The 26257-nt window shown below is 68.2% G+C and carries 19 protein-coding genes and 1 pseudogene; 12 read left to right on the top strand and 8 right to left on the bottom strand.

Annotated elements, in window-relative coordinates; all coding sequences use genetic code 11:
* Positions 1-550 (top strand): annotated as a pseudogene (locus J0695_RS14250) (transcriptional regulator); the annotation flags it as partial.
* Between the two features lie 216 nt (positions 551-766).
* Here J0695_RS14250 and J0695_RS14245 read toward each other — a convergent pair.
* From J0695_RS14245 to J0695_RS14215, 7 genes are all read right to left on the bottom strand, one after another.
* Positions 767-2464 (bottom strand): Hsp70 family protein, encoded by a 1698-nt coding sequence (locus J0695_RS14245; RefSeq protein WP_206962392.1) that lies wholly within the window; start codon positions 2462-2464, stop codon positions 767-769.
* Between the two features lie 71 nt (positions 2465-2535).
* Positions 2536-4662: an Hsp70 family protein gene (locus J0695_RS14240; RefSeq protein WP_206962391.1), complete on the bottom strand. Its 2127-nt coding sequence runs from the start codon at positions 4660-4662 to the stop codon at positions 2536-2538.
* Positions 4659-5096, bottom strand: a complete 438-nt coding sequence (grpE, locus tag J0695_RS14235) for a nucleotide exchange factor GrpE (RefSeq protein ID WP_206962390.1) — start codon at positions 5094-5096, stop codon at positions 4659-4661. The genes J0695_RS14240 and grpE overlap by 4 nt, the downstream gene beginning before the upstream one ends.
* Positions 5097-5128: 32 nt before the next feature.
* Positions 5129-5584 carry a hypothetical protein gene (locus tag J0695_RS14230; RefSeq protein ID WP_206962389.1) on the bottom strand — a complete coding sequence of 152 codons (456 nt, stop codon included), beginning with the start codon at positions 5582-5584 and terminating at the stop codon, positions 5129-5131.
* Positions 5581-11112 (bottom strand): CHAT domain-containing protein, encoded by a 5532-nt coding sequence (locus J0695_RS14225; protein ID WP_242552636.1) that lies wholly within the window; start codon positions 11110-11112, stop codon positions 5581-5583. Before J0695_RS14225 ends, J0695_RS14230 begins: the two co-directional genes overlap by 4 nt.
* 5 nt (positions 11113-11117) lie before the next feature.
* The gene (locus tag J0695_RS14220; protein ID WP_206962387.1) at positions 11118-14234 is read right to left on the bottom strand and encodes a tetratricopeptide repeat protein; all 3117 of its coding nucleotides are present in this window, start codon (positions 14232-14234) and stop codon (positions 11118-11120) included.
* Between the two features lie 17 nt (positions 14235-14251).
* Positions 14252-14716: a hypothetical protein gene (locus J0695_RS14215; RefSeq protein ID WP_206962386.1), complete on the bottom strand. Its 465-nt coding sequence runs from the start codon at positions 14714-14716 to the stop codon at positions 14252-14254.
* Between the two features lie 410 nt (positions 14717-15126).
* Between J0695_RS14215 and J0695_RS14210 the strand changes: the two genes are divergently transcribed.
* The 4 genes from J0695_RS14210 (at position 15127) to J0695_RS14195 (ending at position 20226) form a co-directional block, all read left to right on the top strand.
* Positions 15127-16431, top strand: coding sequence for a DUF8614 domain-containing protein (locus J0695_RS14210; protein ID WP_206962385.1), 1305 nt, complete (start codon positions 15127-15129; stop codon positions 16429-16431).
* Positions 16432-16473: 42 nt separating this feature from the next.
* Positions 16474-18273 carry a CHAT domain-containing protein gene (locus tag J0695_RS14205; RefSeq protein ID WP_206962384.1) on the top strand — a complete coding sequence of 600 codons (1800 nt, stop codon included), beginning with the start codon at positions 16474-16476 and terminating at the stop codon, positions 18271-18273.
* 376 nt (positions 18274-18649) lie between these two features.
* Positions 18650-19504 carry a GNAT family N-acetyltransferase gene (locus J0695_RS45640; protein ID WP_206962383.1) on the top strand — a complete coding sequence of 285 codons (855 nt, stop codon included), beginning with the start codon at positions 18650-18652 and terminating at the stop codon, positions 19502-19504.
* 110 nt (positions 19505-19614) lie between these two features.
* Positions 19615-20226, top strand: a complete 612-nt coding sequence (locus J0695_RS14195; protein ID WP_206962382.1) for a cyclase family protein — start codon at positions 19615-19617, stop codon at positions 20224-20226.
* 19 nt (positions 20227-20245) lie between these two features.
* Here the strand turns inward: J0695_RS14195 and J0695_RS14190 are convergent, their stop codons facing one another.
* On the bottom strand, positions 20246-20926 hold the full coding sequence (locus J0695_RS14190; protein ID WP_206962381.1) for a B3/B4 domain-containing protein: 681 nt from the start codon (positions 20924-20926) through the stop codon (positions 20246-20248).
* Positions 20927-21208: 282 nt separating this feature from the next.
* On the opposite strand from J0695_RS14190, the gene J0695_RS14185 reads away from it, so the two are divergent.
* The 7 genes from J0695_RS14185 (at position 21209) to cysD (ending at position 26257) form a co-directional block, all read left to right on the top strand.
* Positions 21209-21787 (top strand): GNAT family N-acetyltransferase, encoded by a 579-nt coding sequence (locus J0695_RS14185; protein WP_206962380.1) that lies wholly within the window; start codon positions 21209-21211, stop codon positions 21785-21787.
* Positions 21788-21892: 105 nt separating this feature from the next.
* Entirely contained in the window at positions 21893-21976 is an 84-nt protein-coding gene (locus J0695_RS45635; RefSeq protein WP_329128092.1) for a putative leader peptide, read from the top strand.
* Positions 21977-22148: 172 nt separating this feature from the next.
* Positions 22149-23846 (top strand): nitrite/sulfite reductase, encoded by a 1698-nt coding sequence (locus tag J0695_RS14180; protein WP_206962379.1) that lies wholly within the window; start codon positions 22149-22151, stop codon positions 23844-23846.
* Positions 23843-24022 carry a hypothetical protein gene (locus J0695_RS14175; protein ID WP_206962378.1) on the top strand — a complete coding sequence of 60 codons (180 nt, stop codon included), beginning with the start codon at positions 23843-23845 and terminating at the stop codon, positions 24020-24022. The genes J0695_RS14180 and J0695_RS14175 overlap by 4 nt, the downstream gene beginning before the upstream one ends.
* Entirely contained in the window at positions 24019-24720 is a 702-nt protein-coding gene (locus tag J0695_RS14170) for a phosphoadenylyl-sulfate reductase (RefSeq protein WP_206962377.1), read from the top strand. Before J0695_RS14175 ends, J0695_RS14170 begins: the two co-directional genes overlap by 4 nt.
* Positions 24717-25322, top strand: coding sequence for an adenylyl-sulfate kinase (gene cysC, locus J0695_RS14165; protein ID WP_206962376.1), 606 nt, complete (start codon positions 24717-24719; stop codon positions 25320-25322). The genes J0695_RS14170 and cysC overlap by 4 nt, the downstream gene beginning before the upstream one ends.
* Positions 25322-26257, top strand: a complete 936-nt coding sequence (gene cysD / locus J0695_RS14160; protein WP_206962375.1) for a sulfate adenylyltransferase subunit CysD — start codon at positions 25322-25324, stop codon at positions 26255-26257. Before cysC ends, cysD begins: the two co-directional genes overlap by 1 nt.

Here is a 26257-nt window from a genome sequence, read left to right as displayed (position 1 = left end):
GGGCGGCCGGGCTCTGGTCGTCGATACGCACGGCTGGCTCGCGGCGGTGACAGGGATGCCGCCGCTCGACCGCCTCCCGCTGCCCAAGTCCTTTGCCGCGGGCCGCAGATGGCTGCCGTCGCTTGGCATGTGCGCGGTGGAGCCGCTGCCGGGCGGCTGGCTGATACGGATCGACGAGGAGACCCGGGGTGCGGCGAGCAGGGTCGTGCTCGACCTGACCGGGCCGCGCCGCTCCTCGGTGACGGTCTCGGGCGCCGCGGGCAGCTGGACCCATGAGCTGTCCCCGCGCCATGCCGAGCTGCTGTACGTACTGACGCTGCACCCGGGGGGCCGCACCGCCGCCGAACTCGCCGGCGATCTCTTCGGCGATGTCACGCGCACGGTGACCGTGCGGGCGGAGATGTCCCGGGTGCGCCGCCACTTCGCGGAACTCCTCGCGCACCGGCCGTACCGCTTCCTCGAAGGGGTGCAGGTGGAGGTGGTGCTGCCGGAACATCCGGTGGACCTGCTGCCGCACTCCACCGCCCCTGCGGTCCGGGCACGCGGCTAGCACCACACCTGGGTCAGAACCTGCCCATCTGCTCCTCGGTCCTGTGACCCAGCTGTCGGCCGAACTCGGTGCGGAAGCCGGCGTCGCGAGCGGTGGCCGGCCCCAGAAGTCGAAGGCGAGTGCGCCCAGGTCGAACCCGGACCCGAACTGCCACGCGGTGACGGGGACGGAGGCTCCGCAGGCGGGGCAGCCCTTGCTCCCCTCTTTCCCTGCTCTCTAGGTGATGCGGCGGCGACCCGATGTGCTGCCGGGACGCCTGGTCAGCCGGTTCAGCAGTTCCTGGACCTCCGGGTGCTCCGGCTCCCACTCCAGGCACTGGCGCAGGACGTCGGCCGCCTCGGCAGTGCTGCCCTGTGCGGCGAGTTCGCGGGCGTGGGCGTAGGAGTGCAGGACCAGGGTGCCGCGCAGGGCGTCGTTGCTGGGGTCGTGGGCGTGTGCACAGATCAGCCAGCGGCGGGCGTCCTCGAAGTGTTCGGCGCCGGAGGCCGCTGCCGCGGCGTCGCAGTGGACGCGGATCATGGCCTCGAAGATGTCGGGCTCGTCCGGCTGGGTCTTCCAGGCGCGGTGCGCGGTGTGCACCGCCTGCTCGAACTGCTTTTTCTCCAGCAGGTCATGCGCCAGGGCCAGCCAGTCGGCGGCCGTACCGGTGGACGGCACGGGTCGCGGTTGCGGCACCGGCCCTCGCTCGGGCTCGGGCTCGGGCTCGGGCTCGGTCCCCGCGATCTCGTCGAGCAGGCGTTGCGCGTCGTCGATGATCCGCCGCAGCAGCGTCCGGGCCTCCCGCGGCCTGCCCTCTTCGAGGAGTTTGCGCGCCTGGCGGATGCCGGGCGCGCGCACCGGCGCGTCGAGCACCTGGGCGTCGGGCAGCGGGAGTTCGGCCAGTCCCACGGCCGCGGTGGCATCCCCCGAGGTCACCGCGGCAGCGGAGTCGTCCGGATCGCCGCCCGGGCGCTGCGCGTACCGCAGCGCGCCGTGCGCGAGCAGCTCCGGGGGCCCCACCACGACATTCCCGCCCAGCCGTGCGGCCGCCTCCCCGAAGCCCTCGATCGTGGTGGAACGGCCGACCAGAAGGACGGTGTCCACATCGGAGGCGGAGAGTCCCGACTGGTCGACGAGTGCGGCCGCACTGTCCACCGCGCCCTTGGCATGTCCGAGCAGCAGCTCCGTGAGTTTGGCCCGGTCGAAGCTGATCTGGCCCGACATCCCGTCCCCCAGGGGCAGTTCGGCCCGTCCCGAAGTCCCCTCCTTGAGGCGTTCCATCACCTCGCGCAGCCGCAGCCAGTCCTCCTCACGGAGGTCGGCGGTGTCCTCGGGCTCCCAACTGCCCGCCTGCTGGAGGGTTTTGAGTACGCCCGCCAGCAGCCAGGTGTCGAAAGAGGCGCCGCCCGGCGTGGCCGCCCCCTCGTAACCCAGCGCGCGGAAGTGACCGCGTACAGCACGGACGAGACCCGCCTCGTACCCGCCGTACCCCATCGAGACGACGAGTACGGTGCCGCTCCCCGAGCCCGCCGTATGGCCGATCACGGCCGCGACCGAGTCACTGACCAGCCTGACCTGGGTCAGTCCGGCCTCCCTGGCGGCATCGCGCAGCTCGGTGCGGGCGGCCGAGCCGTACCGTGCGGGCACGGCGATGGCCGTCGGCCCCACCGAGCACGACGTCTCCTTCTCGACGCCCTCGCGCAGCGCGCGCAGCGCCCTGACGACCAGCGGCTTCGCTTCGGCCCGCGCGTCGCCCAGGAGGTCCTTGACGCTGGGGAAGCCCACCGGGAACGGGCCGCCCCGGTTGAGCTCGCAGGCCGGCCACGGCCAGAGCTCGCGCGGCAGCACGACGGCCCTGGCCTGCTCGTTCGGCGGAGCGAAGGCAGCCCGCAGGGCGGTGCTGCCGAAGTCCACTCCGAGGCTCACCTCAGGCACAGGGCCCCCTTCTGTCCGGATCGTCGGTCATTCGTGGGTCATTCGCGGGTCATTCGCAGGTCATTCGTCTGTCATTCGTCGATACGGAGCAGGCCGTCGAAGTCGACCGCGTCGTCGACCTCGGCCACATCGCGCTCGGTGAACGCCTGCGCGATCAGGGTCCGCAGCAGCCTGGTCTGTTCGCCGACCAGTTCGCTGTTCCCTGCCTGGTACGAGCGCCGGACGTCGGCGACCGCGTTGTTGAGCTGGCGTGCCGTCTCGGGCGGCGCCCCCGCGGTGGCCCGCTCTGCGAGCAGGAACTGCGAGGCGACCCCCGATCCGTACAGATCCTTGCGCAGGACGTTGGCCATCCGCTGGCACTCCGTGTCGTCGGAGAAGTGCAGGGCGCGCTCGGCCTGTTCGAGGTGGCGGCGGATGGTGAGGGTCTGGGCCGGGTCGATGAACTCGCCGTGCGTCTCCAGGAACCTGTGCGTCTCGGCGGCGGTGGCGGTGAGCTGCTGGCGCCACTCGATGTTTTCCTCCGCGTACTCCTGGGCGGCCGGCTGCAGCGTGCGCGGGGTGTCGGTCCGCAGGGTCATTTCCTTGATCATGTGGGTGCCCGGCACGCTGATGCGCACGGTGACGATGCGGTCCGAGTCGTAGTTGAAGGAGACGTCGACGCGGGTGTTGACGTCGATCTCCTGCGGCAGCTCGTACTCGACGACGCCCTGTTCGGTGTTCTTGCTCGCCACCGTGGAGTCGCCCTCGTACACGGGAACGCGGATCCGCCGCCCGTCGGTGGTGTTGAAGGAGCGCTTCATGGGCTCGGGCAGCGGGTACGGCGTGCCGCGCGGGATGATGGGCACGAAGGCGTCCTGCTGCGCGCCCCTGACCGCCCCGATGCCCAGCGCCATGCCGGTCACCTCGTAGATCTTGGGAGCGTCGAGTGTACGGGCGCCGGTCAGGCTCTGGTGGCAGCCCTCGCAGACCTCGGCGTCCTCCTCGTTGGCACGGGCGCAGGACGGACATTCCACGCCGTTCATGGTGCCCGCGAGGATCCCGGCGCCGAGCGCCACGCACTCCATGGGGTTGACGTCGCGGCGGACCTTGCCGGCGCCGAAGTACGACTCGACGGTCTCGTACACCTTGGGCGTGAGCGTGGAGCCGCCGACGAGCAGCACGTCGGAGATGTCCTCGGGGCTCAGGTTCTGGTCGGCGAGCGCCTGCTGGACGAGGCGCATGGTCCGCTCCACGAGGGGCTGGATCATCGCCTCGTACTCATCACGGGTGATGACCATGTCGACGTCGCCGAGGCCGCCGCCCTCGGGCATCCGGTACGCCGCCGGGATCACGATGTCCGCGTCGTCGAGCTGGCTGAGCTGCCGCTTCGCCTCCTCGGCCTTGCTCCTGGCGACGAAGAGGAACTTCTTGTCGCCGGTCGGGTCGACGCCCGAGTCGGCCTTCACCCACTCGATGATGCGGTTGACGATGGCATGGTCGAAGTCGTCGCCGCCCAGCCAGCTGTCGCCGGTGAAGGACAGCACCTGGAAGTGGCCGCGGCCGTCCTTGTCCTTGGCCATGTGCAGGATGGAGATGTCGAAGGTGCCGCCGCCGAGGTCGTAGACGAGGACTCGCCTGCGCTCCTGGTCGTTGAGCTCCAGACCGAAGGCGACGGCGGCCGCGGTCGGCTCGTCGATGATCTTCTTGACGGTGAGCCCGGCCTGGGTGCCCGCCTCGCGGGTCGCGGCCCGCTGCGCGTCGAGGAAGTACGCGGGCACGGTGATCACCGCGTGGGTGACCTCCTCGCCGAGAGCGCGGGCGGCGTCGCGGCGCAGCTTGTCCAGGATGATGCTGGAGACCTCGGCGGGCGTGTAGTGCTTGCCCGCGATGACGACATGGGCGCGCGGGTCGTCATCGGCGCCGGGCACGATCTCGTACGTGAGCCGGTCGCGGGCCTGGGCCACGGTCTCGTGCGCGTAGTCGCGGCCCATCAGGCGCTTCACGGAGACGACCGTGTCGGTGGGGTTGCGGGCGGCGAAGTTGACGGCGTTGCGGCCGACGAGGAGCTTCTGACTGCCGTCGCGCTCGCGCATGCCGACGACCGAGGGGGTCAGCGTCTCGCTCTCGGCGTTGGCGAGCACCGAGGCGGTGCCGCGGACGTCGTTGTAGCGGGTGACGACGCTGTTGGTGGTGCCGAGATCGATGCCGATGGCCTTCAACGTTGCTCCTCCGTACGGTTCTTGGGCTCCGGTGCTGCGACGGTCACGGTGGCGGGGCGCAGCACCCTGCCCCTGAACCGGTAGCCCTGCTGCAGTACTTCCACGACTTCTTCGTCCGGGCGGCCTGTTCCGGTCCGTACCTCGCTGACCAGGTGCGTGTCCGGTTCTGCGCTCTCGCCGAGTACGCCGATGAGCTCGACGCCATGCTCCAGGACGGCCTTCTTGAGCTCCTTGTCGATGAGCCGGATGTTCTCCCGGTAGACGGCGCCTTCGGCCACGGGCCCGTCCCCGAGCAGCCTGCCGAACGCGTCGACCACGTCGACGATCGCCTTGAGCAGCCCCTGCGTCTGCTCGTCCTGTTCGGCCAGCTGGTCCTGGAACTGCAGGGCCAGCAGGTCCTCAAGACCACCGCCGGGCGGCCGGTTCTGATGCATCTCTTCGCTCCTGGGTGGGTCGCCTGGGTGATTCAGCGGTCGAACCGGATCAGCTCGTGCGGCAGGTCCGGTGGCAGAGGGTCGGCGAGCGCGGGCAGCACCGGGGGCTCCGGCAGCTCCAGGGCGACCCCGTCCAACTCGTCCACGAGCAGGCTCAGTTCCCTGACAGGTGGCAGCGCCAGGCACTGCGCGGCCTCCTCGGGCACGCCCGGGTCGCGCAGCGCAGCCTCGGTCTCCGCGAGCTCCGCCGCGATCCCGGCCGCCGGGTCGACGTCGTACATCAGCAGATCCATCAGCAACCTGCTGTCGGGCGTGCGCAGTTCGTGCCAGGCGGTCTGCGCCTCGGGCGTCATCAGCCCTTGGAGCATCAGCTCGAAGGAGATGTCCTTCTGCAGGTCGCGCTGGGTCGTCTCGGGCGTCACCCCGACGGCGGCCAGTACGTCGTAGGGGAACGGGCCGTTCCAGACGGTCCCCGGGTCCTTGATCACGGTGCTGTGCCCTCCGCATCCGCTGCGTGGAACGAGGCCAGCAGCCCGTCGATGACGCTCATCAGGTCGTGCCTGACGGTCGCGTTGGTACGGTCGATCCTGGTGGCGCGCACCAGGCAGTGCAGCGCCCCCCAGAGATCCCCGTCCTGCTGCCGGCCGGCCGCCTCGGCGGCCAGCTCCCCCGCCCGTGAGCGGGGGTTGCCCCGGGCGCGCTCCGTCTCCGCGCCCGCCCTGGCGATCTGTTCACCGAGCTCCCTGGGGCTGAGCCGGGAGAGCAGGGGCGCTTCGAGGTCTTCGAGGATCTCGCCGAGGGTGTCCCAGTAACGTGCGTACGTCGGCACACGCTCAAGCCCCTCGTCGAGCAGCCCGAGCGCCTCCCTGAGCACCGAGAGCCGCTCGGCCTGGTGCTCGTGCGGGATGCGTGTCGCCCGGCCGAAGACCAGGCCCCGTACGAGGTTGTTGCGGGCCCGTACGGACTCGGGGTTGAGCACCAGCGAGCGCCGCAGGTCGTCCTCGGAGCCGCGCTGGTCGCGGGGCATTCCGTAATCCGCGCAGGTGTAGCCGCGCCAGACGCCGCGGAAGGAGAGCAGGTCGGAGAGCTTGGCCTCCAGGCGGCCCCGGTCGTTGCTGCTGAGCGGCCTCAGCAGCGGCAGCGCGCTCTCCACCAGGACGACGGCCTCGTCCAGGCAGTCGCCCATCCGCTCGCCGCTCTCCTCGGCCAGGACCTCGGCGCGGCCCAGGACCATGCGCAGGATCGCCTTCTTGGTACGGGCGGCGACGGCGGCGCGCACCGAGACGGCGATGGCGGCCGTCCATTCGTCCCTGGCGCGGGGCAGGCCCTGTTCGCCGTGGGCGAGGGCGGTGCGCGCGAGGACGAGGTGGGTGCGTACGGCGAGGTCCACGGTGTCCTGGACGAGTCGCGTACGGCGTCCGGGGAGGGCCGCGTAGGCGGGGTTGTCCCGCAGGAACGCGGCGCAGTCCGCGCAGTCCGCGCCGGAGTCCTGGTGGCCGCCTCCGCACTCGGGCGGCAGGTCCCGCAGCGAAACGCCGTCCGGCAGAAGGGAGTTGGCCTGCTCGAAACGTTCGCGCCCGAAGGCGGTGAAGGCGGGGGCCAGTTCGGAGAAGGCGCAGCGCAGATCGCGCAGGGCCTGCTCGCCGACGCCCGTACCTTGCTGGCCGGCCTGGTCCAGGTCGGCGACGAAGCGGGCGAGTTCGCCTTCGAGGCCCATCATGCGCAGATATCCGGGTCCCGCCGCGAGGGTGTCGCCCGTACCGTCGCGCAACGGCAGGCCGCCCACCTCCCTGAGGGCGCCCGCACTGTCGAGTTCGATCTCGAAGGCGGCGGCCAGGCCCTGGTGGGCGCGGACCTGCTGGGTCCGTCCCGCCGCCAGGTGCCGTGCGGAGTACGAGGCGATGCGCGCGGCGAAGTGGCGGCCGAGCTCCCAGCGGAGCGCGCCCGCGTCCTCAGGAGCCACCGCCTGGCGGTAGCAGGCGGATCGCGCCTTCAGCCAGCGCACCCAGTAGCCGTCGGCGCTGATCAGAGCCGCCGCGTAGGCGAGGGCGAACTCCCAGGAGACGGCGGCGTGTTCCCATGCCCCGCTCTCCTCCAGCTCCTGCGCCTCCCAATAACGCGCCACGGTCAGCGCGTGCAGGGTGTCCATGTCGTCGGGCGCGGCGCGCAGCCGCTCCTCCCACAGCCCGATGGCCTCCTCGCGGTCCCTGGCCAGACAGACCAGGAGCGGTGCGTCGTCCGGGAGCTTCCGGCAGAGGTCGTCGAGCAGCTGCCCCGCGTCACCGGGCTGGATACGGCTCAACTCCTCTCGGAGCTGTCGGGGTTCACGTACTTGGTAGAGCAGGGCGTCCAGCTGCATGCGCTGCGCCGGGATGCGCAGCCGGTCCCAGGCCACGCGCGCCTGCCAGGACATGGCGCCCTGTTCCATGAGCGTGTACGTGGCCTCCTTGACCTTCTCGGACGGGGATCCCGGGGTGATCCCCGCGCTGCGCAGCGCCTGGTAGGGGAAGGTCTCGTCGCGCAGGGTGCACCGGTCGGCGACCAGGACCTCGCCGGCGAGGCCGTCCGCCCACGGCAGTACGTCCATCAGCCGGCGCAGCCGCCGCCAGCGCGGCTCGGCCTGCTCGACGACGCCGCGTGCGGGACCGTACGCCTCGATCGCGGCGCTCCACTGCCCTGCCCCGTCCAGCGCGCGGCCCCGCGTGTAGGCCCGGCGTCCGGTGGCGTCGCGGCGGCCGGCGCACCGGCCGTAGGCGTCGGCGGCCTCCTGCCAGTCGCCCGCAGCCTCGGCGAGGCGCGCGACGGCGTAGTCGCCGAGGGTGTCGGCGTCGCGGTACGACCCCAACTCCCCCGCGATCAGGGCCACGAGGTGCCAGTCCTCCTCCGCCTCCGCGAGGCGGATGCGGGCGTACGCGGCACGCTGGGCGACGTCCTCGAAGTCGGCGGGCAGCAGGCCGTACGCCTCGTTCGCCGTACGCCAGCCGTCGGGGTCGGCGGAGTCGGGCTCGGCCAGCCTGGCCCGTACGTAGTCGCTGCGGGTCTCCACGTCCTCGTAGGAGTCGGGCAGACCGGCGTACGCGGCGAGCGCCTCGGTCCAGGCGCCACGGCACGCGTGGGCGCGGCCTCGTGCGTACTCGCGCAGCCGCCCGAGCTCCTCGTCGGCCTCGCCCCCGGAGGCGTACAGGCTGAGCGCTGCGGCCCAGTCGCCCGCCTGCTCGGCCTGGCGCCCGCCCGCCTTGCGGCGCAGCAGTCCGATCACACCGGCCCTGGCCTCGTCGGGTATGCCGTCGAGATGGCTGAGCACGGCCCCCCACTCGCCCTGCCGCTCGGCGAGCCGGGCGCGGGCGAAGCGCCGGCGCGCACCGACGTCGTCGCCCCGGTAGGAGTCGGGCAGCCGCCCGAACCCGTCGATGACACCGTCCCAGTCGCCTTCGGCGTCGGCGTCGCGACCGCGCGAGTAGAGGAGACGGTCGGCGCAGTCGAAGGCGTGCGAGGGTACGAGCGCGAAGTGCCGGGCGGCATCGGCCCAGGCCTCGCGTGCTTCGCGGGCGCGTCCGTGCGCATAGTCCATGCGCGCGACGGAGTCCTTGTACGGTGACGCGCCGAGCTCCTCCGAGAACAACGACACCACGGGCTCGTACAGTTCGGCCGCCTGCGTCCAGTCCCCCGCGTCCTGGGCGATCCGCCCATTGGCGTACCGCAGGCGCCGGGCCGCGCCGGGCCATTCCGGCGGCAGCATCAGACAGAACCCCACGACCCCGGGCCACTCTTCGTCCTCCTCGGCGGCCTCCGCCCGTGCGTACACCGCCCTGTGCACGTCGGCCAGCCTGGCCTCCACGTCCTCGCCAAGGCCCCGCAGCTCCTCCAGCGCGCTCAGCGCCTCCGGCCACGCTTCCTCGTCCGCCGCGGCCCGCGCCCGTGCCGACAGCGCGCGCACAGCACTGTCCCTGAACTCCGGGTCCTCACCGAAGACCTCCGCCGCGGCCGCCCACCGCCCTTCGTCCTCCGCGATCCGTCCCTCGCAGTACCGGCGCCAGCGGCAGGCGTCCACATCCTCCGCCGCCTGCGCGAACTCCCCTTGCGCCGAAGCCCATTGGTCCGTGTCGGCCGCTTGGCGTCCCCTGGCGTACGCGGCGCGGGCCTTCGTGTCGAGGTGGTCCGCGCAGCTCTCGTACGACAGCACCGCCTCCGCCCAGCGCTCCTCCAGCTCGGCGTCGCGGCCTGTGCAGTACGCGGCCAGCGCGGCGGCGTCGCCATAGCCGTCCGGGCGTCGGGCGAGGAGCCGGGCGTACCCTTCCGCGGCCACGCTCCAGGCGCCCTCCGCGCGCGCCAGGTCCGCCGCCGTACAGCAGGCGGCGAGATCGACTTCCTCCGTCGCGACGGCCAGGCGTTCGTCCGCGTCACGGAATCCGCCGGGCCGCTCGGAGAGCACCGCGGTGTAGCACCGGTGCGCTCCGGTCCAGTCGCCGGATGCCTCCGCCTGCCGTGCCTCGTCGAGCAGCCCGCCCAGCCGTACGGCCCCCGCGGCCTCCGCCGTCAGGCACTCGGCCAGCTCCGCATGCGCCTTGCCCCTCAACGCCGCTCCCACCAGCGCGACTTGGCCGTCCGTCTCCTGGTCGGCCGCCAGCATCCGGCAGAGCTGCTCGATGTCGGGCCAGGCCATTTCGACGGCCGCCTCGTCGCGCAGCGCGCCCCGCTCGCGGGCGAACTTCCGGAACTGGTGCTGCGTCATCCGCCGGACCCGGTCCCAGTCGCCACCGTCCCGCAGGAACCGCGCGGCGGCCATGATGTCGTCCGGGCTCACATTGCCCGGCTTCTCCTGGTAGGCGCGCAGGGCTGCCGCGCCCTCGCTCAGCGGGTCGAGGCCGGGCTCCGGATCGTCCCTGATCTCACGGGCCTTGAAGAGCCAGCCGTGCCGGTAGGCCTCGTGCACGAAGAGCACGGGCGTCGTCCACTCGATGGCCGTGTGCCCGGGGAGATCCGCGATGAACCGGCGTGCGGTGCCGACGGCCTCGTCGATCGTACGGTTGGTGCACACCGCCTGCAGCAGGGCCGGGCTGAACGCCGCCGACGCCCCCTCGGAGACCGCGCCGTGCATCGCCACGACTGCCGGCATCCCGCGCCCGACGAGCGCCTGGGCGAGCCCTGAGTAGGGCTCGACCGGTGAACTCCCCGCGCCGGAACAGAGGTTGAGTACCACCAGGCGCAGTTGCGGGGCCCGTACGAGCATCCCGCTGAGCAGATGCCCGGGGATGCGGTCGGCGGAGCCGTCCTCGGACTCCAGGTACACACAGCCCTCGCCGCGCGCATCGTCGTACGTGCCGTGCGCGATCAGCAGCAGGATCGTCGGCCGGTCGGGCTGCTCGGCGAGCGCCTCCTCCAGGCCCCGGCGCGTCGTCTTCCTCAACACATCGAGTTGTACGGCGACTTCGGGCAGGCGCTGTCCCAGCGCCTCCAGCTCGGGCGCGGACTGTACGGGCCCGAGGCCGTCCCCCGTCGGCGATGCGACGGCCACGAGCAGCCGGATGTGGGCGGGCTCCTCCAGCGGATCGGGCAGCCGCTGCCCGGGCGGTGAGCCGTGCAGCGTACGGGCGAGAGAAAAGAGATGGTTGAGGCCCATGGACTGGTAGGGCAGCACGGCGGGCGCGGTCAGCGCCTCCACCGGCAGCTCCCGCAGCTCCGCGGGGAGGTCGAAACGCAGCCGGATCCCGCTCGGCGGCCGGTGCTCCTGCACCTGGTCGAGCGAGCGGGCGAGCGCGTCGGTGAGAGCGGGGCCGAAGAGCAGCCCGAAGACGTCCCTGCCGAGCTCGCGCAGCTGGGAGGTCACCGGCTCGTTTCCGTACGGTTCCTCACCCATCTCCGCCGAGACGAGCTGCTCGAACCTGGCCCGGTACGCGGCCGGTTCCCCGCCGATTCCGATGATGTCGGCGGCCGAGACGGGCCCGTTGGCGAGCACCAGATAGCGGCCGGGGCCGATCCCGCGGACCCGGATGCGCAGTTCCTCGTAGCGCTGCATGCCCGTCACCGCCTTCCTTGGGTGCTGCGGGAGTTGGCGATCGCGACCAGGACGGCGGTCATGTCATCGGCGGCCTGCGTGTTCATCGTCTCGATCTCCGGGTTGCCCGGGTGGTGCCCCCGCGCGACGGCCATCTTGTCGGCCCGTTCCTGCAGCAGATCCACCGCCTCGATGACGCTTCCGTCCTTGATGAGCAGGGACGCGAGCACGTTCAGCACATGGCAGAGGTTGAGATGGGAGACCGCCGCGTGCGGGTTGAGCTCGACGGACCGGCGCAGATCGGCGACCGGCGGGCGCAGCCGCTCGATCATCGTCCCGTCCGCCATGGTCTCGCGGGCCTCGTGGAGGGCGTTGACCGTCTGTACGCCGCGGGCGTTGAGCGCACCTGCCAACTGACCCTGTACCCGGTCCAGTTGTCCGCCCGCGGTGGTGCTCCGCGCGCATTCGAGTACCGCGACGGCCTCGTCCCGCCGCTTGGCGCGCAGCAGTGACTCGGCGCGCCCGATGGCCATGTCGGCGATCTCGGTGTGCACCTGCCCCGCCTGTCCGCCCGCGCTGCTCCGGTCGACGGCCTCGCGCCAGCTCGCCGACACCTCCTCCAGATCCGGTTCGGCCTCGGAGAGGGTCGCGCGCGAGCGCTTGAGGAGGATCTGCGCGGCCAGGGCGTCGGCGTCCTCGGCCAGCAGCCGCTCCTTGCCGGCGCGCCCCGCGTACCCGGGGTGCACGGTGTCGAAGGAGGGGCAGCCGCTGCGGCACTGCTGCGGCGAGCGGCTTCGGACCTGGCGGGTGTGGACGCCCTGGCGCCGGATGTACTCCTGCGTCCTGCAGTCCACGCAGCGGTGATCGGCGAGCGTCTCCAGGGCGTCCGCGTACAGGCCGGCCTCCGCCTGCGCTTCGGCGATGCCGAGCACGGAGAAGGAGCGACGCAACTGCCCGGCGTCGTACGTACGGCCGCCCGACCCGCGCCGCCCGGCGGCCGCCCTCCCCGCGTGCATCTCCTCGGCCGCCCGGAGGAAGTCGCCGAACGTATCGACGAGCCCCCACTCGGCGAGGAACAGCGGCCCGCAGGCCAGGGTGCGTGCGGAGCCCGGGGCGGGCGGGAACCCGCCGGACTCCGCGAGGAGCCGGGCCGCGCGGAGTTCGCGCTCCAGCAGGACGCGGGACGAGGGACCGCCGCCGGCCGCTGCCAGCCGCGCTTCGGCGTACTCCTTGAGCTTGCCCTTGACGGAGTCGATGCGGGCCGTCGGAACCGGCTCGCCGTACCGTCCGCCGGCCTTGATGCGGAAGTCCTCCCAGAAAGCGGGACTGTGGAGCAGCGCCGCCCAGGAGGCGATGCACTGTTCCTTGAGGCCCGCCCCCTCCCCCTTGCCCTCACCGAGTCCATGGAGCAGGGCGAGGGCCAGGGTGTGCAGGGTGCGGTGGTCGGTGGGGTCGCGTCGCGCCGCCGCACGCAGGGTGGTGACGGCCGCGTCCCGCCGGCCCGCGTTGATGCGCAGAACAGCATGCGAGGCCGCGAACCGGCCGCCGGACTCGCCGAGATGACGGTCGCTCAACTCCACGGCAGCAACCAGCGAGCCCGATTCGGCACCCTCCTCCAGCGCGGCTTTCCTTACCAGCAGGGCGACTTCGCGGGCGGCCCGCCCGGCAGTGGCGGGGTCGGCACGCTCCAGCGCGCGCCGCGCCGACGCGCCGTCGCCGGCCCTGGCGTCGGCCGCGGCCCGCCATAGCGGCCCCAGGGAGCGTTCCCGGTCGCGGCCACTTCGGTAGAGGGCTTCGGTCAGAAGGACGTCACGCGGCGACTCGTCGGGCAGTTCCATCAGCAGGTCGGCCGCCCGCCCCCACGCGCCGTCGGCGAGACTCAGCGCGGCCAGCGCAAGACCGGCCCGCTCTCTCAGCGCACCCTCGGCACCTTGCCCCACATAGGTGAGCTCTCGCTCGGCGTCACTCTTTCGACCCAACTTCTCGTAACAGAGTCCGAGTTCGAGACGAGCCCTGATGTCTTCGGGCCGCAGCTCCAGCGCTCGCGTCCAGAGCGTGGCGGCCCGTTCCCGCTTCCCCGCCCAGAACTCGACCAGCGCCATCGACCGCACGGCCCTGACATCGCCGGGCCTCCGCAGCAGCGCCTCCTCCAGATGCCCGCGCACCGCCCTCGGCCCGCCCCGGTCCGCGTCCTTCCACGCCGCGTACAGCCGCAGATCGGCGATCGTGTCGTCCAGCGCGCCCGCGGGCCAGTGCGGTTCGCTCCGCCCCAGCTGCTCCGCGGCGGCCGCGAAGTCCTTCCTCCGTACGAGAGGAACGGCCGCGGCGTAGGTCGCGCGGGCCAGCGCGTCCGCGCACGCCGCATCACCTGGGCGTCGCTCGCACAGCGCGCTCCAGGCGCGGACGCTCACGTCGTAGCGCCCCAACCCGTACGCGACAAGCCCCTGCCGGTAGAGGACGCTGTCGGTCTCGAACCCCTCGACCAGGGCCTGTTCGTACATCGGCAGGGCCGCGGCCTGCCGCCCCGACCGCTCCAGCGCATAGGCGAGCAGGGCGAGGGCGACGGGGGTGCGCGAGGTGTCCTCGTGCACCAGACCGCGCAGCGACTTCTCGGCGCCCGCCCAGTCGGCGCCGCGCACCTGCAGGACCGACAGCAGCCAGCGGTCGTCGGCGGTCGGCTGCCCCACCCCTTCGGCGGCCTGCAGATCGGCGCGCGCCAGCGGCTGCCGCCCCTGCACGAAATACACCCGGGCGCGCTGGGCGAGCGCGCGCGGATCGCCGGGCCCCCGCTCCAGGGCGGCATCGAAGTACCGCTCGGCGTCGGCGAGCCGTTGCAGATGCGCGGCGGCACACCCGGCCCAGTAGTAGCCGTCGACCCCACCGGGCAGCAGCCGCTGCGCCTCCTGGAACTGCCCCAGGGCCTGTTCGAAGTCCGAGCCCACAAGACAGACCCGGCCCAGGCCGACGCGCGCACCGGCTGCCACCCCGGCGACCTCGGGCTCCCCGCTCGTCAGATGCTTCCCTGCGCGCCCCAGCGCCTCGTCGAACCTCAGCCCCGCGCCATAGCTGTCCCCGCCCGCGAGCAACTCCTCGCCCTCGGCCAGCACGCGCCCGGCCCGGCGCAGTGCGATCCCCCGTAACATCCCGCCACCCTTCCCCGTCAGGCCTGCGCGGCCTCGTCCTGCACCGACCGCCACCGCGCCCGGGCCACGTCGTAGTGCACAGGCCCCGACCGGTACGCGCTCAGATCGAGCCGGAGCAGCTTCTCGAACGCCTCCGGCGGCAGCCCCGCGTCCAGCACCACCCGGATCCCGCTGACGGTGTCCTGCAGCACCATCGGTGCGGGCAGCGCCGGCTCCGGGCCATCGGATCCACCCCGTACAAACCGCTTGATCCCCCGGTACGCGCTGCCGAGGACCTCTGTGCCGAGCCCGCTGAGGAACGCCTGGAGCGGCAGCGCGACGAGCGCGATCCACGTCAGGTCCACGGGCTCGCGATGGGCCCGGGTGCGCCGTACGAGAGGCGGATACCCGGCCTCGTCCAGCAGCTCCGCGAGGAACCGCTCCTGCTCCGGGGTGACGGTGGCACGCAGGAGTACTTCGGCAGTGAGCACGCGCTCGGCCACGGGGCCACCTCTCCGGACGGCTGACGTCCAACTCGGCCATGATTCCATCCCGTTGGGACACTGGAGCCGGATTGGGCAGATGGGACGGATCTCTGTTCTCTACAACGCAGATTCCGCGCGCACGGTTCTTGGTTGCTGCAGCCGGTCCACGGTCCACTGTCCCCGAGCCACACCGCCACCGCGGCGAACAGCGGGAGGGCCCACACGCGATCTGACCGCCCCCCCTACGCGAACCGCATGATCCCCTAATACCGCAGGGATCAAGAAACCTCACCAATGCGCGGACACCACAAGCTCAACCAGTTCCACCAGGAATTGGCAGCGAACGCATCCTCCACAATCCCGAAGCCACATGCTATGCTCAATGATCCATAATTCCATGAACTGCCGAGCGAGGCCCCGGGGGGGTCATGGCGCGATTCTTCGCAGTCCCCGAAATGCTCTCCCTTGACGTCAGAAAATTGGAGACGTCAGGGGATTATCTGAGCGCGGAAATATGTAGTGCACTGGACGATGCGCTTTGCTGTGCAGACGGCCTCAATGCCATCGGCGCGCCACGCGAGGGGCAGAGTCTCTCCTCGGTTCGCAAATCGCTGGAGAGTCAGCTCATAAATAGGCTCGGAGACGCCGCCGACGCGTCTGATGACGCTGCAGTCGCACACCATCTCCGTCTCAGGTCCGAAGCTGTGGCAACGGGCGATTACGCCGCAGCCCGCGAGTACGCAGCGACCACCGAGCTGAAGGTAGAATTACTCATCGGGCTGGTTCCTTCATGGCGCTGGCCCGATCACCGACAAGAATTCAGTGCGATTCTCGCCGTTAAGCCTCAAGGCGCTCCCAGAGTAGTGACGGAATCGGTCGACTCGGCCGTCGAAGCCATAGCGCAATCATTTCTCGCCGCATCCGACCCAAACGCCATTCCCACCCTCGCCAAACTGCAATCATACAGCGTCGTCGATTTGGTCGGCCTGGCAGGGGATGCAGCAAGATACCCGTGCCACTTCGCAAATTTCCTCCCAGAGGACGAGGGCGATCTGGGGACCACCAAGAAGACGGTCGTCTATCAAAACTTCTACCTTGAGCGCTTCAAAAGGGTCTCGGCTCCACTACTCGACGCCACCCTCCTGGCCCAAGCCACAACACGTCAAGATATTTCTTTGGCTGCCGGGCCAGTACTCCTTGAATGGTTTAGAGCGCATGATATTGCCCATTCATACTCCGATGGACTATGCCGCCGGTCAGGCCTGGATCTCCCTCTGATCCATTGCGCCAGGGAGCTTCTGGCAGATCTCATAGGATTCCTCACCGTGGCCAATTCGAGCGATCAGGCGCCCGCGATCCTCGTCGCAGAGATGTTGCGCTATGCCCGGCGGTCTCCGGCTCTCTTCGCAGACGCCACCGCAGCGCGGATCGAATACGGCTGGCTACTCAAGTCAGGCGGAATAGAAACAGCGATCAGCGATCCAGATGTATTCTCCGAGCGAATCACCGAGCTACTGGGCCTGACGGTCTCCCATCTCGTTTCCGGTGATTCCGCATACTTGGCCCAGTGGATGAACAGGTTGGCCGATGGCGTTCCACGCGCGCTCCACTTGGAAGAATCATCTCCAGGGCGTGATGTGTATCCCTTGCTCGAATCTCTCATCGCGGACCGGAAGCCCAACCGAGTCAGGCAGTCAATACCTACGGCCGGCGTGCGATGCCAACACTCCTGACTTGGGTTCCAACAACCGGGCATGAATATGGGGCCACAGATCGTGACGGACAGACCAGTCAACCTGCAGATTCACGCTCAACGGTTCGACCGTTTCTCCCAGGATGATCGAGCAGAGGGAGAGATCGTCTACTCCTTCTACGCCGATGGAACATTTCTGGGGCGTACCACGGTTGATATCGGCACTCGGCGAACTCTTCTCGGACGTCTGTACGACCTCACGTCCAGGGTGACGGTGACCGGCTGGTCCACCGATTCCTCCGATCAACTGGCAAGGTTCGGCCGCCACTTATACGCACTGTTCTTTCCTCCGGAAGTCAAAAGAAGCATCTTCCACACGAGCCGACGAGGGATCATTGCGCTTGAGCTCCAGGATCATGACGTTCCTTGGGAGCTGATCTGTGACGAGTACGGGTTCATTTCTCGCAGGATTGCTTTCGGCCGAACACTGATCCGACCATCAAAAGTGATGGAGAACTCCGCGAGGAAGAGCGTCTGTGTCGCGGTAGTGGGCGATCCCACACAAGACCTGCCCGAGGCGCGCAGGGAGGCAGAGGAAATCGCAGAGAAGTGCCGCGATGCATTGGCGATCCTCAAGCAGCGATTCTCCATCTATGGCAGCGTCAGACTTCTGCTCGGAGCCGAAGCGACGAAGGAGGCGGTTCTTCTCGACCTGTTGATGGATCCCAGCCAGGACATCGATCTTCTGCACTACGCAGGTCATGCAAAATTCGATCCCCGGGACCCCTCCAACTCCTCACTCCCCTTGTCCGACGGGGACTTCAGGGGATTTGAGGCCAGAAACCTCGGGTGCTCGCCGTTCGTCTTCGTCAACGGGTGCCGCGCCGCCGCAACAAGTCCGGACGGAGTTGCGAGCTTTGGTGCCGTAAGCGGTCTTGCCGCCGAATTTCTGACGGGTGGAGCAGTCGCCTATATCGCCCCTCTCTGGCCTGTCGGTGACGCACCAGCAAGACGCGTCGCCCAGACGTTCTACAAGAATGTGATGGCCGGCGACTCTGCCGGAGAGGCAATATTCGCTGCTCGAAAGAGCGAGGAAACCCCCGATGCTCTGGCATATGTACTGTTCGGCGACCCAGCAGAGACGCTCCCGATCTTCAAGCCACAACTGACGGCCGGGCCCTATGTCAATGACATAGGGATCGACCGTATCATCCAGCTTGAGCGCGAATACCCCGGTCTGGAACTTCTGGCCGTCAATGATCTCCCTTGGATCATCTGGGACGAGAAGGATGTCCGAGCATGGGTCCACGCAATCCCTATGGATGCTGAAAGAAGTTTGCGTTCAGAGCGTGCATTGATGGAATACATCGAGGAATTTGGAAATCTGGTCGAATCCGGGAGCAAGACACTTCTGTCCATCGTGAGCGCTCGCGTTCTGCGTGGCTATCTTGCCTCACGCGGGGCGACCCGCGCACAAGAATTGATCGACCATGTTCGCCGGCTGAGTTCGGCACCCCGATTCGGATTGGTGATCTCGGAATACGAAGACGGGGAGATCGAAGAGATCGAACTGGTAAGCAGGTTCGGCAACATTCCTCCCGACCCGGCCTCCAGCGTCTATGTATTCAACAAACAGACTCGATTCGAAGACAGCGAACGAACATACAATCTCTACGAAGACTACAACCCCGACATGATCCGTCATTATTTGGAGCGGTATATGAGACTGCTCCGTCGTGCATTGGCCGATTACGGGGAGGAGTTCCAGGTCACGCTCGGCCTGGAATCCTTCCAGACCATTAATGAGTGCACCGGACGCATCCTGCACGGCATGTGTGCCGGCTTGTTTGGGAAGGACTGGGATGAGCCCTCAGGTACCTGAACTCGATCCGAATTGGTTCTCGAGCCGAGCGGTCCTGGCCGATGAAGCTTTTCGCAGCCTCGTCGCTTCAGGACTGGTCGTTCCGACGCGCGGTTCTGCGATAGACACACTGGACCGATGGCTTGGAGATTTCCGGGAGACTCTATGCAGACGCTGGCGCGAGGGGCGAACAGCCGGCGTGAGCAAACTTGAATTGGCTGCAATAATGGCCGATACCCTGGCCGGTCTCGACAGTCGGCTCCCGGCTGCCGTGCTGGGGGTCTACATCGTGCGATTCTCTGGAGAGCGACTCTGCATAGATCACTCGCCTCCGGCACCCGCATCGCCGGAACCATCTGACGACCCTCATTCCGCAAGCTAGAGTCGGCGGACTGAGATGGCCGGCAGGTCAATCACCATTCACCGCCTGGAAGCGGCTCATCTACCAGCCTGCCTCGACCTTGCTGCAAGTCGGGGCTGGGTCCGCGAGCTGGAACAGTGGGACCTTCTGTTTGCCGTTTCTGACGTCTTCGGTTTCGATCACCCTCACCGCCCGGGCCTGGGAGGCACCGTCGCCGTCACCCGATATGGATCAGGGGCCCGGGCGATCGGCATGCTGCTCACCTCCGAGGATCTGGCACGCCAGGGTTTTGGTCGCCAACTCATGTCGGTTGCGATTGACGCAATGGGTACCGGTAAAGCTGAGCTGTGTGCCACTCCTGACGGCCGGCCGCTCTACCGTAATCTCGGATTCGTGGAGAGCGTGGATGTCACGAGATATTCTGCCGCCCGAGGCACAGCACGCCTGCCCTCCTGGCCAAATGTTCGGGAATACGTTCCATCCGACTGGGCCAGTATCTCTCAGCTCGACATCGACGCATATGGGGCAGACCGTTCCGCTCTGCTCATGACGCTCATAGGGCGAGCCCGCGGTGTTCACGTCGCGGAGTCCTCCGGCCGAGTGGTCGGATACGGTATTTCCTGGAAAAACTATCCGGGTCTTGTTATCGGACCAGTCGTAGCAGAAACCATGGACCTCGGGCTCCAGTTGATTTCATCATGCGTGGCGGGGTGCCCGGAAATTTCCCAAATTGATCTTTGCACCAGCTCCCCAGGCATCAAGAGCTGGTTGGAAAAGGCCGGGTTCCTGCGTGGCGACAGATTACCCCTGATGACTCTGGGGAGTTGCAGCTCTCCGGCACCTGGAAACCAGGCGTGGATCCAGGCCCTGGCATCCCCCGCTCTGTGCTGACGCCTGAGCCGGCATGGTGACGGTCATGGCCGGTCGCGACGCGAACAGACCACCAGACACTGTGAGTTCAACCTGAGTAAGAGCAACGGTCAATGCATTATAGTGAGTCCATGACGCTCATCGATCTTTCCATGACTCTGAGTGCAAGTACACCGGTATACCCAGGAGACCCGTCGGTAGTGATCACCGTGGCGGCTCAAATGGAGGCGGATGGGTTTCTAGATCATTCGCTGGCACTGGGCACGCACAATGGAACCCATATTGACGCGGCGGGTCACATGGTTCCTGGCGGAAAAATGCTGGACGATTATCCGCTGGATCAGTTTGTCGGCAGAGGGGTTCTGGTCGATGCGCGAGACGGTGTAGACGCCGATCAGCTCAGAAAACAGGAGATCAGTCGCGGGGACATGGTACTCATCTGGACTGGTATCAGCGATTCTCTGTACTCCGAGAACTACTATGAGAGAGATCCTCAGGTCTCTCAGGATGCCGCCGAATATCTGGTGTCGAAGGGCGTGAACCTGGTCGCAGTGGATGCCGGGAGCATTGACGCCAGCCCCTTCCCCATTCATAAGACACTACTCTCCGGCGGGGTCCTGCTTGCGGAGAATCTCGTCGGTCTCTCCCAACTGCAGAATGCCACCTTCGAAGTGTGGGCGCTCCCGCTGAACCTGCAGGTGGAAGCAGCACCTGCACGTGTCGTGGCGCGAATTCTGCCGTGACTGGAAACAAGCCGTGGACCTACTCAGCAATATGGATCTGGTAGGACACGCTTCCGCCGCAGACCCTCGAAACAAGGTCAACGGCCGCCTTCGCGGCTTCCTCAAGTGCGGATACTGATTGCTCACTCGTCGCATCGACCACCAGGAATGCACTCTTGGTGGCCGCTGTGACTTTGGTCAGATCCGAATCGTGACTATAGCGTGAGAAGATATTTTCAGCATCGGCGTAGACCACTTCTCCGGCTGGGACCTTCTTGGGAGTGTTGCCACCGATCGGGATCATGCGTTCACCTTCGTGTGCGAGACGAAGTGAGGCATCTCCATTGATCGCCGCCCTGTCAAAGGCTCCAATCGGAAGGAGATGACGGGAGACGACGAGGTTGCAGCAGTCCACGAGGGAATTGATCGTTGGGAATTTGCCGTTTTCCGCAACCCTGCTGACAAGCCCCTCCGGTGCCGGCATCTCCCGGACGGGGTCGATTCCCATGAATCTGTAATACCTGCGCCAGGCCTGAATCGGAGAGTCTTCGTCGGTTGACGTATGCGGACTCGAGAGCTGCAGGTCAGCCACCGTCGCACGCTTGAGATCGTCAAGTTGTCGGGATTTCTTCACGACAGTCAGATCATCGAAGAGAATTGCGGCAACCTTGGTACCCGGATGCTTTTCGCTGACTTCTTCCGAGATCGAGAATTTAAGCACGGAATCCCCTGATGACTGATGACGCCATGTGCTGAAGGTACTTGACGGTGCGTCTGGTGTGTCCGGACTACCAGTCTGACAGCCATGACTTGATCAGGTAGCTCAACCGGCATCTCCGAGCGATCGGTTGCGCCTACGACTCAGGGGCAACCGGCTGAACGCCGGTACCGCGACCCGATCGCCACAAACCCCCTGCGGCCCGGCACCACCGGGCTCACCCACCTCACCCGCGTACCACCTCTCACTTTGGTACCAGCACGTCCCGCATGATCCGATGGCCGCATGAACAGCACCACCGTCACTGTCACCATCTGGTCCCTCGAACAGACCTCCCCCGCGGACCTGCGTCCGGCCGCGGTCCCGCAGGGCGACGACATCCAGATCGTCCGCGCCGAGGTGCCCTCGCCCGAGTTCAGCCGGTTCCTGTACGCCTCCGTCGGCGGGGACATCCAGTGGACCGACCGGCTCCCCCTGAGCTACGCACAGTGGGAGGAGACACTCGGCCGACCCGGGGTCGAGACGTGGGTCGCGTACGACCGGGGCACACCCGCCGGGTACGTCGAGCTGGACCCGCAGGACGACGGCGCCGTGGAGATCATGTACTTCGGGCTGATCCCGGCCTTCCGGGGGCGGCGCATCGGCGGCCATCTCCTCACCTACGGAGTGCAGCGGGCCTGGGACCTGGCCGAGCGGTGGCCGGAGCGGGCGGAGACCAAGCGGGTCTGGCTGCACACGTGCAGCAAGGACGGGCCGTATGCGATGGACAACTACCTGCGCCGCGGTTTCCGGCTCTTCGAGACGAAGACCGAGGAGGAGGAGCACGCACCGACTCCGGGGCCCTGGGCTGGAGCGCAGGCCTGACCCGGCCGAGTGACGGACAACACACCGTCTCACGATACGGGACAGTCTGGTCCGCATTGTGGATAGTGGTGGACTGGCGCGAGATCGCCGTGACACGCTTCCGTCATGTCTGGAACTGGAATTGCCTTGGTGAGTCGACGCCACGTCGACCTCGGCCGCGTATCCAGCGCCATCTGTCCGGCGCGCTGAGCAGAACCAGCCACGCCGTTTCCCGACGTACTCCGCCGTCCCCGTCGTTGCGGACGAGCCGAATTGCCCCTACGTATGTGAGCCACCGCGTCCTGCCGTGAACGGGCAGGTCACAGGGGTACCTTCAGCCTGACCGCCACCCGCTTGAGCCGCCAGAGAAGGACGAACCACCATGGCCGCCACCCCGGAAAAGCCCGCTCCAGCCACGCCCCGCCGCAAGGCCGGCCGTCACCGTGGCGAAGGTCAGTGGGCCGCCGGCCACTTCACCCCTCTGAACGGCAACGAGCAGTTCAAGAAGGACGACGACGGTCTCAATGTGCGGACACGCATTGAGACGATCTACTCCAAGCGCGGTTTCGACTCCATCGACCCCAACGACCTGCGCGGACGCATGCGCTGGTGGGGCCTGTACACCCAGCGCAAGCCCGGGATCGACGGCGGCAAGACCGCGATCCTGGAGCCGGAGGAGCTGGACGACGAGTACTTCATGCTCCGGGTCCGTATCGACGGCGGCCGGCTCACCACCGAGCAGCTGCGGGTCATCGGCGAGATCTCGGTGGAGTTCGCGCGCGGGACCGCCGACATCACCGACCGGCAGAACGTCCAGTACCACTGGATCCGTATCGAGGACGTCCCCGAGATCTGGCGGCGTCTTGAGGCCGTCGGGCTCTCCACCACCGAGGCCTGCGGTGACACGCCCCGCACCATCCTCGGCTCGCCCGTCGCCGGTGTCGCCGAGGACGAGATCATCGACGGCACCACGGCCATCGACGAGATCCACCGGCGCTTCATCGGCAACCCCGACTACTCCAACCTGCCGCGCAAGTTCAAGACGGCGATCTCCGGTTCCCCGCAGCTCGATGTGGCGCACGAGATCAACGACATCGCGTTCGTCGGCGTGAACCACCCCGAGCACGGCCCCGGCTTCGACCTGTGGGTCGGCGGCGGGCTCTCCACCAACCCCAAGCTGGGCCAGCGGCTCGGCGCCTGGGTGCCGCTGGACGAGGTGCCCGACGTGTACGGCGGTGTCATCGGGATCTTCCGCGACTACGGCTACCGGCGGCTGCGTACCCGCGCCCGTCTCAAGTTCCTGCTCGCCGACTGGGGCACCGAGAAGTTCCGGCAGATCCTGGAGGACGAGTACCTGGAGCGGAAGCTCGTCGACGGGCCCGCGCCCGAGCAGCCCGCAGGGACGTGGCGCGACCACCTCGGTGTGCACCGGCAGAAGGACGGGCGTTTCTACGTCGGCTTCGCACCCCGCGTCGGACGCGTGGACGGACCCCAGTTGGTGAAGATCGCGGAGGTTGCCGCCGCCCACGGCTCCGACCGGCTGCGTACCACCACCGAGCAGAAGATGATCGTGCTCGATGTGGAGGAGAGCCAGGTTCCTTCACTGATCGCCGGGCTCGAAGCGCTCGATCTGAAGGTCAACGCCTCTCCGTTCCGGCGCGGCACGATGGCCTGCACCGGCATCGAGTTCTGCAAGCTCGCCATCGTCGAGACGAAGGCGCGCGGCGCCTCCCTCATCGACGAACTGGAGCGCCGTATCCCGGACTTCGACGAGCCCATCACCATCAACATCAACGGCTGCCCGAACGCCTGCGCCCGTATCCAGGTCGCCGACATCGGTCTCAAGGGCCAGCTGATGCTCGACAAGGACGGCAACCAGGTCGAGGGCTTCCAGGTGCACCTCGGCGGCGCACTGGGCCTGGAGGCCGGATTCGGCCGCAAGGTCCGTGGTCTGAAGGTCACTTCGGACGATCTGCCGGACTACGTCGAGCGCGTTCTCGGCCGGTTCCAGAAGGAGCGCGAGGACGGCGAGCGCTTCGCCGCCTGGACCGCGCGCGCCTCCGAGGAGGAGCTGTCGTGAGCGAGCGAGCTGCCCCGTTCTACTGCCCCTACTGCGGCGACGAGGACCTGCGCCCCAACGAGACAGGTCACGGCGCCTGGGAATGCTCGGCATGCAACCGCGCATTCCAGTTGAAGTTCCTCGGGCTCCTGACCCGGGGTCTGCAACGCAACGACGTTGAAGGGGACGGGATATGACGAGCACTCTGGAGACCGACGATCCGAAGACCCTCGCCGAGCGCGCGGGCCGCGAGCTGGAGGACGCCTCTCCGCTCGAGATCCTCAAGTGGGCCGCGGACACGTTCGGCGCGCGTTTCTGCGTGACCTCGTCCATGGAGGACGCGGTCGTCGCCCATCTCGCCTCCCGCGCCATGCCCGGCGTCGACGTCGTCTTCCTCGACACCGGCTACCACTTCCCCGAGACTATCGGGACGCGTGACGCGGTGGAGGCCGTGATGGACGTCAACGTCATCACCCTCCTGCCGTGGCAGACCGTCGAGGAGCAGGACGCCGAGTACGGGGCGAAGCTGCACGACCGTGACCCTGACCTGTGCTGTGCGCTGCGCAAGGTCAAGCCCCTTGAGGACGGCCTGAAGAACTACAGCGCCTGGGCGACCGGTCTGCGCCGCGACGAGTCCCCGACCCGGGCGAACACCCCGGTCGTCGGCTGGGACGAGAAGCGACAGAAGGTCAAGGTCTCGCCGATCGCACGCTGGACGCAGGAGGACGTGGAGGCGTATGTCGCCGAGCACGGTGTCCTGATGAACCCGCTGCTGATGGACGGCTACCCCTCGATCGGGTGCGCCCCCTGCACCCGCCGCGTCGCGGAGGGCGAGGACGCCCGGGCCGGACGCTGGGCTGGGAGCAACAAGACCGAGTGCGGGCTGCACGGATGACGGACCATCAGGTGCCTCGGACACGCCAGAGCCAGATACCTCAGACCCAGGAGAACCACATGACGACGGACCAGGGAGCCACCATCTGGCTCACCGGTCTGCCGAGCGCGGGCAAGACCACCATCGCTTACGAGCTGGCAGGCAGGCTCCGCGGCGAGGGCCACCGGGTGGAGGTGCTCGACGGCGACGAGATCCGCGAGTTCCTCTCCAAGGGCCTCGGGTTCACCCGCGAGGACCGGCTCACCAATGTCCAGCGCATCGGTTTCGTCGCGGAGTTGCTCGCGTCGAACGGTGTGAAGGCGCTGGTCCCGGTGATCGCGCCGTACGCGGACAGCCGTGAGGCGGTGCGCAAGCGCCACGCGGGCGAGGGCACCGCGTATCTGGAGGTGCATGTCGCCACTCCGGTGGAGGTGTGCTCCGTACGCGATGTGAAGGGTCTGTACGCCAAGCAGGCGGCCGGCGAGATCAGCGGACTCACCGGGGTCGACGACCCCTATGAGGAGCCTGAGTCGCCCGACCTGCGGATCGAGTCGCACGAGCAGACCGTGCAGGAGTCCGCAGCCGCGCTGCACGCGCTGCTCACCGAGAGGGGCCTGGCCTGATGACGACCTTCGCCACTGTCACCGAAGGAACTGACAGCCCTTACGCACTCAGCCACTTGGACTCTTTGGAGTCGGAGGCGGTGCACATCTTCCGCGAGGTGGCGGGTGAGTTCGAGCGGCCGGTGATCCTCTTCTCCGGCGGCAAGGACTCGATCGTCATGCTGCATCTGGCGCTGAAGGCCTTCGCTCCGGCGGCCGTTCCCTTCACGCTGCTGCATGTCGACACCGGGCACAACTTCCCCGAGGTCCTTGAATACCGCGACCGTACGGTGGCCGAGCACGGGCTGCGCCTGCATATCGCCTCCGTACAGGACTACATCGACCGCGGTGTGCTGCGCGAGCGACCCGACGGTGTCCGCAACCCGCTCCAGACGCTGCCGTTGACCGAGAAGATCCAGGCCGAGCGGTTCGACGCGGTCTTCGGCGGCGGACGCCGCGACGAGGAGAAGGCCCGCGCCAAGGAGCGCGTCTTCTCCCTGCGCGACGAGTTCTCCGCCTGGGACCCGCGCCGCCAGCGCCCCGAGCTGTGGCAGCTCTACAACGGCCGCCACGCACCGGGCGAGCATGTCCGCGTCTTCCCGCTCTCCAACTGGACCGAGCTGGACGTATGGCAGTACATCGAACGCGAGGGCATCGAGCTCCCGCAGATCTACTTCGCCCATGAACGCGAGGTGTTCAAGCGGTCGGGGATGTGGCTGACCGCCGGTGAGTGGGGCGGCCCGAAGGAGAGCGAGAGCATCGAGACGCGGCAGGTCCGCTACCGGACCGTCGGTGACATGTCCTGCACCGGCGCCGTCGACTCCGACGCCACCACGCTCGATGCCGTGATCACCGAGATCGCCGCCTCCCGGCTCACCGAGCGGGGCGCGACCCGCGCCGACGACAAGATGTCCGAGGCCGCGATGGAAGACCGCAAGCGCGAAGGGTACTTCTAG

Source organism: Streptomyces beijiangensis, assembly GCF_017315755.1.
GTDB lineage: Bacteria > Actinomycetota > Actinomycetes > Streptomycetales > Streptomycetaceae > Streptomyces > Streptomyces beijiangensis.
The sequence above is the reverse complement of the archived record's forward strand: the minus strand, read 5'-3'. Positions and strand labels throughout refer to the sequence as shown.

Excerpts from the sequence above, each read along its gene's own strand:
- grpE (WP_206962390.1), bottom strand. The coding sequence starts at position 5,096 with ATGCATCAGAACCGGCCGCCCGGCGGTGGTCTTGAGGACCTGCTGGCC.
- J0695_RS14225 (WP_242552636.1), bottom strand. The coding sequence starts at position 11,112 with ATGCAGCGCTACGAGGAACTGCGCATCCGGGTCCGCGGGATCGGCCCC.
- J0695_RS14220 (WP_206962387.1), bottom strand. The coding sequence starts at position 14,234 with ATGTTACGGGGGATCGCACTGCGCCGGGCCGGGCGCGTGCTGGCCGAG.
- J0695_RS14210 (WP_206962385.1), top strand. The coding sequence starts at position 15,127 with ATGGCGCGATTCTTCGCAGTCCCCGAAATGCTCTCCCTTGACGTCAGA.
- J0695_RS45640 (WP_206962383.1), top strand. The coding sequence starts at position 18,650 with ATGGCCGGCAGGTCAATCACCATTCACCGCCTGGAAGCGGCTCATCTA.
- J0695_RS14195 (WP_206962382.1), top strand. The coding sequence starts at position 19,615 with ATGACGCTCATCGATCTTTCCATGACTCTGAGTGCAAGTACACCGGTA.
- J0695_RS14185 (WP_206962380.1), top strand. The coding sequence starts at position 21,209 with ATGAACAGCACCACCGTCACTGTCACCATCTGGTCCCTCGAACAGACC.
- J0695_RS45635 (WP_329128092.1), top strand. The coding sequence starts at position 21,893 with ATGTCTGGAACTGGAATTGCCTTGGTGAGTCGACGCCACGTCGACCTC.
- J0695_RS14180 (WP_206962379.1), top strand. The coding sequence starts at position 22,149 with ATGGCCGCCACCCCGGAAAAGCCCGCTCCAGCCACGCCCCGCCGCAAG.
- J0695_RS14170 (WP_206962377.1), top strand. The coding sequence starts at position 24,019 with ATGACGAGCACTCTGGAGACCGACGATCCGAAGACCCTCGCCGAGCGC.
- cysC (WP_206962376.1), top strand. The coding sequence starts at position 24,717 with ATGACGGACCATCAGGTGCCTCGGACACGCCAGAGCCAGATACCTCAG.
- cysD (WP_206962375.1), top strand. The coding sequence starts at position 25,322 with ATGACGACCTTCGCCACTGTCACCGAAGGAACTGACAGCCCTTACGCA.